The sequence below is a fragment of the Albimonas sp. genome (assembly GCF_055129145.1).
Window position 1 is genome coordinate 1 of record NZ_JBSRTQ010000124.1, and the last position, 13,083, is coordinate 13,083.

The 13,083-nt window shown below is 71.2% G+C and carries 12 protein-coding genes; 3 read left to right on the top strand and 9 right to left on the bottom strand.

The window, feature by feature from the left end; translation table 11 throughout:
- Positions 1 to 401 precede the first annotated feature (401 nt).
- Complete coding sequence (locus ACTB72_RS16545; RefSeq protein WP_463038109.1) at positions 402 to 1,187, top strand: transporter substrate-binding domain-containing protein; 786 nt, start codon at positions 402 to 404, stop codon at positions 1,185 to 1,187.
- Positions 1,188 to 1,240: 53 nt separating this feature from the next.
- Here ACTB72_RS16545 and ACTB72_RS16550 read toward each other — a convergent pair whose 3' ends face one another.
- The gene (locus ACTB72_RS16550; RefSeq protein ID WP_463038110.1) at positions 1,241 to 1,948 is read right to left on the bottom strand and encodes a hypothetical protein; all 708 of its coding nucleotides are present in this window, start codon (positions 1,946 to 1,948) and stop codon (positions 1,241 to 1,243) included.
- 262 nt (positions 1,949 to 2,210) lie between these two features.
- Between ACTB72_RS16550 and ACTB72_RS16555 the strand changes: the two genes are divergently transcribed.
- Complete coding sequence (locus ACTB72_RS16555; protein ID WP_463038111.1) at positions 2,211 to 3,209, top strand: amidoligase family protein; 999 nt, start codon at positions 2,211 to 2,213, stop codon at positions 3,207 to 3,209.
- Entirely contained in the window at positions 3,206 to 3,931 is a 726-nt protein-coding gene (locus tag ACTB72_RS16560; RefSeq protein WP_463038112.1) for a gamma-glutamyl-gamma-aminobutyrate hydrolase family protein, read from the top strand. Before ACTB72_RS16555 ends, ACTB72_RS16560 begins: the two co-directional genes overlap by 4 nt.
- 167 nt (positions 3,932 to 4,098) lie before the next feature.
- Here the strand turns inward: ACTB72_RS16560 and ACTB72_RS16565 are convergent, their stop codons facing one another.
- The 8 genes from ACTB72_RS16565 to ACTB72_RS16600 all read right to left on the bottom strand — a co-directional run bounded on the left by ACTB72_RS16565 (position 4,099) and on the right by ACTB72_RS16600 (position 12,947).
- Positions 4,099 to 5,070 (bottom strand): NAD(P)H-dependent flavin oxidoreductase, encoded by a 972-nt coding sequence (locus ACTB72_RS16565; protein ID WP_463038113.1) that lies wholly within the window; start codon positions 5,068 to 5,070, stop codon positions 4,099 to 4,101.
- Between the two features lie 10 nt (positions 5,071 to 5,080).
- Positions 5,081 to 5,590, bottom strand: coding sequence for a TRAP transporter small permease (locus ACTB72_RS16570; protein ID WP_463038114.1), 510 nt, complete (start codon positions 5,588 to 5,590; stop codon positions 5,081 to 5,083).
- Positions 5,591 to 5,601: 11 nt separating this feature from the next.
- A complete protein-coding gene (locus ACTB72_RS16575) occupies positions 5,602 to 6,906 on the bottom strand; it encodes a TRAP transporter large permease (RefSeq protein WP_463038115.1) in 1,305 nt (434 codons plus the stop codon).
- An 84-nt stretch (positions 6,907 to 6,990) separates the two neighbouring features.
- Complete coding sequence (gene dctP, locus ACTB72_RS16580; RefSeq protein ID WP_463038116.1) at positions 6,991 to 8,100, bottom strand: TRAP transporter substrate-binding protein DctP; 1,110 nt, start codon at positions 8,098 to 8,100, stop codon at positions 6,991 to 6,993.
- A gap of 64 nt (positions 8,101 to 8,164) precedes the next feature.
- A complete protein-coding gene (locus tag ACTB72_RS16585) occupies positions 8,165 to 9,781 on the bottom strand; it encodes a class I adenylate-forming enzyme family protein (RefSeq protein WP_463038117.1) in 1,617 nt (538 codons plus the stop codon).
- Between the two features lies 1 nt (position 9,782).
- Positions 9,783 to 11,036, bottom strand: a complete 1,254-nt coding sequence (locus ACTB72_RS16590) for an acyl-CoA dehydrogenase family protein (RefSeq protein WP_463038118.1) — start codon at positions 11,034 to 11,036, stop codon at positions 9,783 to 9,785.
- A 22-nt stretch (positions 11,037 to 11,058) separates the two neighbouring features.
- Positions 11,059 to 12,081 carry a phosphotransferase family protein gene (locus ACTB72_RS16595; protein ID WP_463038119.1) on the bottom strand — a complete coding sequence of 341 codons (1,023 nt, stop codon included), beginning with the start codon at positions 12,079 to 12,081 and terminating at the stop codon, positions 11,059 to 11,061.
- Positions 12,078 to 12,947: a FadR/GntR family transcriptional regulator gene (locus tag ACTB72_RS16600; protein WP_463038120.1), complete on the bottom strand. Its 870-nt coding sequence runs from the start codon at positions 12,945 to 12,947 to the stop codon at positions 12,078 to 12,080. Before ACTB72_RS16600 ends, ACTB72_RS16595 begins: the two co-directional genes overlap by 4 nt.
- Positions 12,948 to 13,083: the final 136 nt, after the last annotated feature.

The window sequence follows — 13,083 nt, forward strand, 5'->3', positions numbered from 1 at the left end:
GAGTACGTCCAGTCCCGCAAGCGCAGCGAGCAGGAGCAGCGCCGCCAGGCCGCCATCAACGAGCTCCTTGGCCGCCCCGCCGACGCCCCGGCCGACGCGCGGCCCGTGCCTCGGGACCAGGGAACCACGGCCGGGGTCGGGCGCCGCCCGTTCATGTCCGCGTCAAGTTCCCGCGCCCCCCCGACGACTCGGGGCCGACAAGTTGGGACTGACACGTCCGCGCAACCTGCTATCGTGCCCGCGCGGCGGTCCCGCGCCCGGCCTCGCCGGCCCGCGCCGACCCCGCCCGCATCTCGTCCGGCCCGCATCCCGCGCCCGGACGCAAGCCCATCCCCGGCCCGGAGGCCCGGTCCTGCATCGCAGGCCGCCCGAAGCCTCCGCCGCCCGACACGGAGTGAGACATGCGATCCATCCTCGCCCTCGGCCTGGCGGCCGCCCTTGCCTTCGGCGCCGCCGCCGGCGCGCAGGCGCAGTCCGCGCTCAGCGAGATCCTGAACGGCGGCGTGCTCAAGGTCGGCACCACCGGCGACTGGAACCCGATGAGCGTGCGCGACCCCGCCTCGAATGCCTACAAGGGCTACGACATCGACGTGATGGAGGCGCTGGCCGCCGATCTCGACGTGAAGCTGGAATTCGTGCCGACCGACTGGAAGACCCTGGTCAACGGCGTCGTCGCCAAGAAATACCACATCACCGGCTCCGCCTCGATCAGCCCGGCGCGGATGAAGGTGGCCGGCTATTCCGAGTCCTACCTGACCGTGGTGATCCTGCCCTTCACCACCAATGAAAAGCTCGAGCGGTTCAAGGACTGGTCCGACATCGACAAGCCCGACGTGATCGTCGCCACCACGCTCGGCACCACCTTCGAGAAATACGTGAAGGCGTGGTTCCCCAACGCCCGCATCACCGTGGTCGAGGCTCCGGCCCGCGGCTATCAGGAGGTGATCTCCGGGCGCGCCGACGTGTTCGTGACCTCCAACATCGAGGGCGCGACCCTGATCGAGAAGTTCCCCAACATCACCCGCGTGCCGGTGGCGACCTCGCGCGCGCCCTCGCCGATCGCGATGCTGCTGCCGCAGGACGATCAGGTGTGGATCAACTATGTGAACAACTGGATCGCGGTGAAGAAGCTGGACGGGTTCTTCCAGCAGACCGCGGTGAAATGGGGCCTCGCGTCGCGCGACTGATGTCGCGCGGCTGACCTTGCGCGACTGATGTCGCGGACCACCCCGGGCGCGGCCTAGACGGGCCGCGCCCGCCCGCCCCCGCCCGCCGCATGCAGCGTGGCGGCGGAGATGGCGGCGAGCTGCTGGGCGAGCCCCGCCCCCGCCCCCGGAAACGCCCCGTCGAGCGCCGCGGTGCCGATGGTGAAGCCGGCCGCCCCCGACGCCGCCGCCGCCTCGATCCGCGCGGGATCCGCGATCGACCCCGCCATGATCACCGGTTTCCGCGTCGCGGCGCAGACCGCGCGCATCAGCGCCGGCACGTCGCCCGCATGGCGATAGGCGAGCAGATCGAGCCCGTGCACGTCGTCCCGCTCCGCCAGCCGCGCGGCGGAGGCGGCGATTTCCGCCACGCCCCCTTCCAGCACGCTCGGATGCCCCACGATCCGCCCGGGAAACGGCGAATAGCGGATGCCGGCGGTGGCGAGCACCGGGGCCACCAGATCCGCCCGCGTGCCGCCCAGCAGGTGATCCACCCCGATGGAAGCGGCGACGGAGGCGGAGCGCAGCTCGGTCTCCGCATCCAGCGACACCACCTCCAGATAGGTCGTCGCCCCCCCGGCGCGCAGGCGGGCGTTGAGCCGGGCGAGCTCGCGCTCCGGCAGTCCCACGTCCTTGAACCCGATATGGCGCAGGCCGAGCGCCAGCGCGGTCTCGGCATGTTCCATCGCGTCGGCGACGGTGCGGTCGTTGCGGGTCAGCATGAAGATGAAGTCGAAGGGCATCGGCGGCGGCGGTCCCCTGCGCTCTGTTTCCGGGCCCGGGTCCCCGGCGACGGCGGGGGGAATCGGGCGCGTCCCCAGCATCCGCCCTGCGGCCCGGAATGGGAAGGCCGCAGATCGGGGCGGCGCGCCGCGCCGACGCGCCCCGGTTGAACAGGCGGCGCGGCGGACTAGCCTCTAAGTCAACCGTTTCATCCCGGGCCCGGCCGCGCCGCCTGCGCGCCAGCCCCGCCCCCGCCGGCGACATGCCGAGAAGGAACCGCCCATGACCCGTCCCGCGCCCGACGCCTTCGACCTGCCCCCCGAGCCCGACAACCGCGATGGCGCCCCCCGCCGCGTCGGAGTGGAGCTGGAATTCGCCGGCATCGACCCCGAAGCGGCCGCCCGCGTCGTCGCCGGCGTGCTGGGGGCCGAGCCGCGGGAGACCGGCCCCGGCGCGTGGAAGATCGACACGCCCGAGGGCGACTGGGAAATCTATCGCGACAGCGCGCTGCGCAAATCCGAGGGCGGGCGCAAGCTGGTGGAGCTCGCCTCCTCCGTCATCCCGGTCGAATGCGTGGCGCCGCCGCTGCCTCTGGCGAAGCTGCCGGTGGTCGAGGCGGCGGCGACCGCACTGCGCGAGGCCGGCGCCGCCGGCACCCATGACGGCGCGCTGCTGGGATTGGGGATGCACCTGAACGTCGAGGTGATCTCGACCGAGGCGCGCGATCTCGTCCCCGTGGTCCGCGCCTTCGCGCTGCTGGAAGACAGCCTGCGCGCCGCCGACCCCATCGACCTCTCGCGCCGCGCCCTGCCCTTCGTCGACCCGTTTCCGCGGGCCTTCGTCACCGAGGCGGCGCGCGACGGCGCGGACTGGGACTTCGCCGCGCTGGCGGATAGCGCGCTGGCGCACAACCCGACCCGCAACCGGGCGCTGGACCTGCTCCCGATCCTCAAGCTAGCGGATCCCGACCGCGTGACCGCGGCGCTCGGCGACGAGATCAAGATCGGCGCCCGCCCCGCCTGGCATTACCGCCTGCCCGACTGCCGGATCGACGAGCCCGACTGGTCGGTCGCCCGCGAATGGCGCCGCTGGCTGCTGGTCGAGGCGGTCGCCGCCCGTCCCGAGCTGCTGGACGCGCTGGCCGCGGAGTGGCTGGAGCTGGACGACGAGCTGATCGCCCTGCCCGGCGAATGGCGCAGGCGCGCCGACGCGGTGCTGGCCGGGGCCGGGATCCGTCCGGCCGAACGGATGGAGGGCGAGGATCAGGAAACCGCCGCATGATGGGCTGGAGCGCGCGCCCCGCCATCGGCGTCACCTGCTCGCGCCGCTCGGGCTGGCGGATCTTTCCGCTGATGTGGCTGTCGGTGGCGCTGGCAGGCGGGCGGGCGCGGCGCTGGGACACGGCGCGCGAGGTGGACCTCTCCGCCGTCGACGGCGTGGTGATCGGAGGGGGAGACGACATCTCGGCCGAACTTTACGGGGGCGAGCTGGTGGCGACCTCCCGCGTCGACCCGGACCGCGACCAGCTGGAGCAGGACGTGATCCGGGACGCGTTCGCGCGGGGGCTGCCGGTGCTCGGCATCTGCCGGGGCGCGCAGATGCTCAACATCGTGCTGGGCGGGACGCTCGACCAGGACGCCTATGCGACCCACGCCTCCAGCGACCCGACCCGCACCATCCTGCCGCGCAAGACGGTCGAAGTGATCCCGGCGAGCCGGCTGGCGGGGCTGGCGGGGACCGCGCCGATGCGGGTGAACTCCCTGCATACCCAGGCGGTGGACCGGTTGGGCGAGGGGCTGCGCGCCGTCGCCCATGACGAGGGCGGCATGATCCAGGCGGTGGAGCGGGACCGCGAGCCCTTCGCGCTGGGCGTGCAGTGGCACCCCGAGCATCTGGTCTACGCCCGTCGCCAGCGCCGCCTGTTCCGCGGACTGGTGCGCGCGGCGGAGGCCGGCCGCGCCCGGCGCCCGCATCTGCAGGCGGTGGATTCCATCGAAGCCTGAGCCCCCCGGAACCCGAACGCGCCGGCCGGAGACATCCGACCGGCGCGCGGCGTTCGCGGACAGAGGAGGCGCCGGCGACCCGCAGGAAGTCGGGTCGTCCGACCTGTCCGCCACCTCGACCGCGCCCCAGGGAGGAGAACGCGGCCGGTCTCTTGTTACGTTGACCCTCAGGCCACCAGCGCCGCGGCGGTGGCGAGTTTGGCGCGGCAATCCTTCACCATCCGCTCGATCAGCTCGGCGCAGGTGGGGATGTCGTGGATCAGCCCGCAGACCTGGGAGGCCCAGACCAGCCCGCCATTCGCATCGCCCTCCTCCAGCGCCGCCCGCCCGCGCGGGCCGGCGACGAGGGCGTGGATGTCCTTGAACTCGGCGCCGCCGGGGCGGGTCTCGATGGCCACGACCTCTTCGGACACCGCGTTCTTCAGCACCCGGCCGGTGTTGCGCAGGGTGCGGAAGATCAGGATCGTGTCCCGCTCCCCGGCCGCGACGATGGCCTGCTTGATGTTGTCGTGGATCGGGGCTTCCTGCACCGCGCAGAAGCGGGTGCCCATGTTGATGCCCTCGGCCCCCAGCGCGAAGGCCGCGGCCATCGTCGCCCCGTCGCCGATGCCGCCCGAGGCGATCAACGGCACCTTCACCGCCTGCGCCGCGGCGGCGAAGAGCACGAGGCCGCCCACGTCATCCTCGCCCGGATGGCCCGCCGCCTCGAACCCGTCGATGGAGATGGCGTCGACGCCCCCCCGCTCCGCCGACAGCGCATGGCGGACCGAAGTGCACTTGTGCACGACCACCGCGCCGGCGGCATGGATCTGCTCGATGAACTCCTTGGGGCTGCGCCCGGCGGTCTCGATCACCTTCACGCCGGATTTGAGCGCGACCTTGAGATATTCCTCATAGGGCGGCGGCGAAGCGGCGGGGAAGATGGTCAGGTTCACGCCGAAGGGCTTGTCGGTCATCTCGCGGCAGCGCGCGATCTCCTTCGCCAGATCCGCAGGCGTCGGCTGGGTCAGCGAAGTGAGGATGCCGAGGCCGCCGGCGTTCGACACGGCGGAGGCGAGCTCCGCCCGCCCCACCCACTGCATGCCGCCCTGGATGATCGGGTATCTGGTGCCCAGCAGCTCGGTCACACGGGTTTTCATAATCGTCTCCCTATTCGGTCGGGGCCGCGCGGCCGAACGCGGCGCGGACGTCTCGGAGGATCAGCCGGACCACTTCGACCAGCATCAGGGCGAAGGAGATCGGGGCCATGATGGCGATGGGCCAGGACGGCCAGTAGCCGGTGCCGATCTGAAGCTGACGCCCGGTCTCCCAGCTCATCAGCGCGAACCTGGCGCAGTAGTAGAGGACGAGGGCGTAGATCAGCCCCTCCACCAGCAGCACCGCCGCCGCCAGCAGGCGGGCGAAGGCGTTGGAGCGGAAGGCGTCGAGCGTCTCCAGCCGCGGGAACGAGCCCTCGCGATGCGCGAGCGGCAGGCCCCAGAACACCATGAGGGGGAAGAACGCCCCCTCGATCATGTTGTAGCCGCCGGGGATCAGGTCGCGTTCCAGCACGTAGCGGCCGAAGACGGTGATCACGGTCAGCAGCAGGATGGCGGAGAGGCAGGCGCCCCCGCCGATGGCGGCGATGGCCCATTCGGCCTGGCCGAGCTTGCGATACATCTGCGCGCCCCTCATTGGATCTGCGCCGGAAGCCAGGTCACGACCTCCGGGATCTCGACCATGATCAGCGTGACCACGATGGCCGCGATCAGCGCGAACAGCCCGGTTTGTCGGAAGATCGGGCCGACCGGGTGCCTGACCGCCGCGCAGGCCGCGTAGGTGGCGAGGCCGACGGGCGGGGTCAGCAGGCCCAGCGAGATCATGAAGCAGGCCATCACCCCGAACCACAGCAGGTCGACCTGGGCCGCATCGAGCACCGGGGCGATGATCGGGATCAGCAGGACCATCACCGCGGCGGATTCCAGGATCAGGCCGGCGACGAAGAAGGCGAGCAGGATCAGCGTGATGAGCACGGTGGGGTTGTCGAGCATCGGCTCCATCGCCGCCAGAAGCTCGCGCGGCGCGCGGCTCAGCGACAGGAAGCGGCCGAAGGCCTGGGCGCCGAGCACGATGAACATCAGCATGGACGTCACCTTGACCGCGTCGGTCAGCGCCATGCCGATGTCGCGCAGGCCGAGCCGGCCCATCGCGACCATCCCCACCAGGGCGGTGAAGGCGCCGAGCGCGCCGGCCTCCGCCGCGGTGAAGACGCCGCCGTAGATGCCGCCGAAGATCACCGACATCAGGGCGATGACGAAGATGAAGGCGGCGACCGCCCCGCCGGGCAGCGCCTCCTCCTCCTCGGCCTGAGCGGCGGCGACGGCGGCGGGGTCGCTCTCCCCGAAGAAGTGCAGGCAGATGATGTAGACCGCGATGCACAGCACGCCGGGGATCATCGAGCCGATGAAGAGATGGCCGACCGGCACCAGGGTCAGCGAGCCGTAGATGATCATGATGATCGACGGCGGGATGATCGCGGCGAGCGAGCCCGAAATCGCCGCCAGCGCGATGGAAAACCGCTTGGTGTAGCCGACGCGTTCGAGCTGCGGCCCGGCCATCACCGCCAGCGCGGCGGAGGTGGCGGCGCCCGATCCCGACACCGCGCCGAGCAGCCCGCCCGAGACGATGGTCGCGGCCCCCAGCGGGAACCGCCTGCGGCCGGCGAGCTTGTAGCCGACGCGGAACAGATCCTCGACCACCCGCCCCCGCAGCAGGAACTGCGCCAGCACCAGATAAAGCGGGATGATGGAGAGCGAATAGGAGGACGCGGCCCCCATGATGTCGGAGGCGAGCAGTCCCTCGAACAGGCGCGCGCCCATCATGGCGTACATGCCCACGATGCCCGCGCCCATCAGCACGGCGGCGACCGTCTGGCCCAGCACAAGGAAAAGCGCGAACCAGACGGCGACGAAGATCAACGCCTCATGCGGAGTCATGGGGATCCCTGTCGGTGAAGGAGAGGAGGAAGGGGGAGGCGCGCCGGGCCCTGCGGCCGGCGCGCCCTCTCGGTCGGCTTTCGCTCAGCCGTCGGCCAGATAGGCCTCGACGCCCTCGGGCAGCGCGCCGCCCTCCTCGACGATCAGGCTCGCCCACAGCTTCGCCGCGGCGCGGGCCGGATGGCCGTTCTTCTCCAGCGTCTCGATCCACTGCTTCCAGGTGTCGGCGGCGGCCTTGGCGATGAAGGCCTGCAGTTCGGGCGAGAGATCCTTCACGTCGGTGAACTCGGACCCCGAGGCCTCCGCCGTCTCCTGCACCTGCCGGGCCAGGTCCTCGATATAGACCGCGTTCTCCATCGACACGGCGCGGATGTCGCGGTCGAAGGTCGCCTGCTGCTCGGGCGTCAGACCGTTCCAGGCGCGGTCGGAGATGGCGTGGTAGCTCTCCCAATGCCCGAGCGCGACGCCGGTGATCGAATGCTTGAGGATCTCGATCAGCGAGAAGGACTTCCAGTCGGCGATGGACAGCAGGATGCCGTCGAGGGTCTTGCGCGACAGCGCCTCATAGGCCTGCGGGGCGGGCATGGTCACCGGGTTCACGCCGAGGCGTTCCAGCGTCATGGTCTGCAACGCCGCGCCGGCGCGCATCGGCATGCCCTTGAAGTCGGCCGGGGTCTCGATCTTCTTGGCGGCGGTGTTGATGGCGTAGGCGCCGGTGGCGCCGAGGCCCCAGACCTTGATGCCCTTGCCGCCGATTTCCAGCTCGTAGAACGTCTTGCCGTCCTTCAGCGCCACGTCGCTGTCCAGCAGTTTTTGGAACGCCCGCGTCACCGCGGGCGCGTCGGTGCCGTAGACCGGCAGCTGGCTGATGTCGGTCAGCGGGAACACGCCCGGGTGGTAGGGCGCGAGCAGCGGGGAGACGATGTCGACCGTGCCCCCCTGCAGCGCGTCGAGCCCGCGGCCCACGCCGGTCAGCTCGCCGCCGTAGAAGCGGGTGAAGGTGACGTCGCTGTCGGCCTCCATCCGGTCGGCGAAGACGTCCATCAGCTTGCCGGTCCAGGGATGGACCTGCGGCAGGGCGGACGAGATCATCAGGTTCTGCGCCGCGACCGGAAGGGCTGCGAGCGCGAAGGTCGCGGCCGCGGCGGCCGCCAGAGCGCGGGTCATCAGGGTCTTCATCGGCGTCTCTCCCATGTTGACCGCCTTGCGGCGGCGTCGCCCGTCCGGTTTTCCGGATCGGGAATGATTGGCCGGCGCCTCAGCCGGCGAAGCCCAGAGCCTCCCGCAGGTCGCGCTTGAGGATCTTGCCGTTGGCGTTGCGCGGCAGGGGATCTTTTCGAAACGTGAAGCTCTCGGGCCGCTGGTAGTCGGCGAGGGCTGCGTGGCAGTGGGCGGCGAGCGCGGCCTCGTCCAGCGGGCCTTCGGGGGCGACGATCACCGCGTGCACCCGCTCGCCCAGCACGGGGCACGGTTTGGCGATGACGGCGGCTTCGACCACGCCCGGAAACTCGTGCAGCACGCCCTCCACCTGCGCGGTGAAGATCTTGAAGCCGCCGCGGTTGACCATGTCCTTCTTGCGGTCATGGACATGGACGAAGCCGTCGGCGTCGATGGAACCGATGTCCCCGGACTTCCAGAAGCCCGCGCAGAATTCGCGGGCGGTGGCCTCGGGGTTCTCCCAGTAGCCCGGCACGACGTTGGCGGCGCGATGCCAAAGCTCGCCATGCGCGCCGGGGGGGCATTCGATCCCGTCGTCGTCCATCACCAGGATCTCGGCCCCCGGCGCGGGCAGGCCGACGGAGAGGCGGCGCGCGGCGGTCTCCTCGGCGCGCATCATGGTGATCGGCGAAGAGGTCTCGGTGGCACCGTAGCAGTTGACGAGGCCGAGGCTCGGGACCTTGGCCGCCATCCGCTCGATGGTTGGCGCCGGCATCGGCGCGCCGCCGAAAAGGCCGAGGCGCCAGGCCGAAAGGTCGTGCGCGGCCGGATCGTCCTGATGGAGCAGGAGGTTGTACATGGCCGGCACCAGCACCACGAAGCTCATCCGCTCCGCCGCCGCGGTCTTGAGGAAACGCGCGGCCTTGAACTCGCGGATCACGATGAGCGTCGCGGCCGAGGCCATGGCGGCGTGCAGCCCGGCGACTAGCCCGGTGACATGCGACAGCGGCGCCACCACCGCCATGCGGTCGTCGGGGCCGAGGCCGCAGGTTTTCATGTAGGTCAGCGAGGAATGGATCAGGCCCAGATGGGTCAGCACCGCCCCTTTGGGCGTGCCGGTGGTGCCGGAGGTGTAGAGGATGGTGGCGGGCGCTTCCTCGTCCGGCTCGGCGGCGGCAGGGGCCGCGTCCGGGTCGGCGCGAAGGGTCGCGTAGGCCTCGAAGCCCGGCGCGGGGGCGAGTGAAAAACGGCGGGTCAGCGCAGGCGTGTCGGCGGGGGCCGGCAGGCGGGCCGCGGCCTCCGCCTCCGCCACCACCAGTTTCGCGCCGGAATTGGTCAGGGCATGGCGCAGGCCCGGGGTCTGGTCGCGGGTGGAGAGCGGGACGAGCACCGCGCCGAGCCGGGCCGCCGCATAGGCCAGCGCCACGAATTCCAGCCCGTTGCCGAGCAGGATCGCCACGCGGTCCCCCTGCCCGACGCCGGCGCCCGCGAGCCCCGCGGCGAGGCCCCGGACCTCGCGGTCCAGCGCCGCCCAGGTCAGGCGACGCCCGTCGTCGAGGATCAGCGCCTCGGCCTCCGGCCGGGCGGCCAGGGCGGCGGCGAGCATGGCGTGGAGGTGGCGCGGGCGGTCGGGATGGCAGCTCACCACCCGCTCGCCGAAATGCCGTTCCCGCCGCAGCGGGAATCCCCAGTCCGCCATGCCGCCGCCCGTGGTCATGTCAGTGCGCCTTCACGTAATGGGCCATGTTCGACCCGAGCCGGCCCTTGGCCTTGCCGAGCTCGTCGCGGGCGATGACCATCATGTGGACCTCGTCCGGCCCGTCGATGAAGCGCAGCGCCCGGCCCCAGGTCCAGAGATACGACAGCGGCGTGTCCGGCGTGATCCCCGCCGCGCCGAACACCTGCATCGCCCGGTCGGTGATCGAGGTCTGCAGCCGCGCCGCCACCACCTTGATCGCCGAGACGTCGACCCGCGCGGCCTTCGCCCCCTGCTTGTCCATCTTCCACGCGGCGCGCAGCATCAGCAGGCGGGCCTGGTCGATGTCGAAGCGGGCCTCGGCGATCCAGTCCTGGATATTGGCGCGCTCGGCCAGGGCCTTGCCGAAGGTCTTGCGCTCCAGCGCCCGCTCGCACATCAGCTCCAGCGCCAGTTCGCACTGACCGATGGTGCGCATGCAGTGATGGATGCGCCCCGGCCCGAGACGGGCCTGCGCCAGCATGAAGCCGTCGCCCTCCGACCCCAGCATCGCGTCGACGGGGACGCGGACGTTTTCGTAAAGCACCTCCGAATGCCCCTCGGGCGCGTGGTGGTGCATGATGGGGACGTCGCGCACGATCTTCACGCCGGGGGTGTCCATCGGCACCAGGATGAAGCTGTGCTTCTTGTGGCGGTCGGCGTCGGGGCTGGGGTCCGACACGCCGAAGACGATGGCGAGCTTCGCGTTGGGGTGCATCGCGCCGGTGGAGAACCACTTGCGGCCGTTGATGACGTACTCGTCGCCGTCGCGGATCACCGTGGTCGCGAGGTTGGTGAGATCGGAGGACGCCGCATCCGGCTCGGTCAGCCCGACGATGGAGCGGATCTCGCCCCGCATCAGCGGTTCCAGCCAGCGCTTCTTCTGCTCGGGCGTGCCGAATTGGTGGAGGATCTCCATGTTGCCGGTGTCCGGGGCCGAGCAGTTGAAGACCTCCGACGCCCAGGGCACGCGGCCCATGATCTCGGCCAGCGGGGCGTATTCCAGATTGGTCAGCCGGGTGCCCGGTTCATCGTCGCGCAGGCCCGGCATGAACATGTTCCACAGGCCCGCCTCGAAGGCCTTGGCCTTCAGCCGGTCGACCAGTTCGATCGGATACTTGCCGGTCTGGTGCCAGGTCTGGTGAAACTCCTGGTTGGCGGGCATCACCCAGGACTGCATGAAGTCCTCGAGCCGGTCCATCATCCCCAGGGTCTTGGCGGAATATTCGAAATCCATGAGCGTCGGCTCCTCGCAGGGGTCAGGCCGCGTCCGAAGACAGGATCGCGGCGGCCTTGGCGGCGGCGGAGGCGGACAGCGCGCCGACCGCGGCGGCGTCCTCCCCCGCGGCCGAGCCGGCCTGGTGGCGCGCCGCGATCCCTTCGAAGATCACGGCGAAACGGAACAGCGCGAAAGCGCGGTGGAAGGGCGACAGCGCGGTGTCGGCCCCGCCGGCGGCGGAGTAGATGCGCGCGAAGCCGGCGAGATCGGGAATGCCGAGGCGGGCGAGGTCCAGCCCCTCGACCCCGCCGAGCTCTCCGGGCGCGAATTCCCAGAAACAGGCGGCATGGGCGAGGTCGGCGAGCGGCTGGCCCAGCGTCGACAGCTCCCAGTCGAGCACGCCGAGGATGCGGGGTTCGTCCTTCGCCCAGATCACGTTGCCGATGCGGTAGTCGCCATGCACGATGGTCGGCGGGTCGTCGGCGGGGACGTTCTCGGCGAGCCATTTCGACAGGCTCTCGATGTTCGCGTCCTCGCGGGTGCGGGCGGTGTTCCAGTTGCGGGTCCAGCGGGCGATCTGGCGGGCGAAGTAGTTTTCGGGACGCCCGAAGCCCTCCAGCCCGACGCCGGCCCAGTCTACCTTGTGCAGGCGGGCGAGGACGCGGGCGAGGTCGGCGTAGCCGGCCGCACGCTCGGACGCGGACCAGGCGGGCAGCGCGCTGTCATGCTCCACCCGGCCGTCGAGCCGCTCCATCAGATAGAAGGCGGCGCCGATCACCTCCGGGTCCTCGACCAGCGCGATCATGCGCGGGACGGGCACGCCGCCGTCGCCGAGCGCGGCCATCACCCGGTATTCGCGGTCGACCTGGTGGGCGGAGGGCAGAAGCTGCCCGGCCGGCTTCTTGCGCAGCACCATCGCCCGCCCGCCATGGTCGACGAAATAGGTCGGGTTGGACTGGCCGCCGGAGATGCGCTTGAGCCCGACCTCGCCCCCGCCGAGATACTTTGCAAGGCGGTCGGGGTCGAAGTCGACATTGTCGGCGGGGGCGAGCGTTTCGGTCATGTCGTGAGCTCCGGTCGGGGGACCAGCGGGGCGATGGCGACGTCCATCGGCAGGCCCGCCATCTCGTAGCCGCGCCGGAAATCGTAGATGTGCTTGCGCATCCATTCGCAGGCCAAGGCCGCGTCGCGGGCGCGGATCGCCTCGATGACGCCGCTATGCGCCTCGAGCTGGCGACCGGGGGCCTGGGGCAGATGCGGCAGCAGCGCCTCCATCCCCGAATAGAGCAGGAAGCCGACCGGCTCGCGCGCCAGCATCAGCGCCCGGTTCTTGCCGGCGGTGGCGACGAGGCTGTGGAACTGGGTGTCGCGCGCCACGATGTCGGCGCCCGCCGAGGGGGCCCCGGCCGCCGCGGCGGCGGTGGCGGCGACGAGGGACGCATGATTGGCGTCGAGCCGCTCGAGGTCGGCCGCGTCGGCGTTGCGGGCGGCGAGTTCGGCCGCAAGCGGCTCGGTGGCGAGCGCGACGGTCCAGAGCTCGTCGAACGTGACTTCCAGAAGGCGCAGCGCGCGTGAGGACCGGGTGGCGAGATCGCGGGCGCGCGGGATCGAGACCACCAGCTTGCGCGGCGAGGCGCGGCGCACCAGGCCTTCGGATTCGAGCTTGCGGATGCCTTCGCGGATGGTCGAGCGGTTGACGCCGAAGAGCGAGGCCATCTCGACCTCGCCGGGCAGCTGCTCGCCGGGACGCAGACGGCCGTCGAGGATGCGCGCCTCCAGCTCGGCCGAGACCATCTGGTAGGCGTGCGAGACCTGAAGCGGCTTTGCGTCGAGCCCCATGCGCCGGTCCTCCCCTTCGCGGATCCGGTCCGGCCCGGGCGAGGGGACGGCGGAGCTTTCCGCGATCTGCGCGACGTTGCGCGCGGTCATGTCGGCGCGACGAGGCGCGCGTTTGTAGGTTTGTCGGACAGTATCGTGAGGCGGCGCGATGTCAACTGCGCGAGAGGCCCGCCGCGCGGGCGCGCCGCCGGGCCGGGCGCCGGTCGGGGCGGCGCGCCGCGGCGCG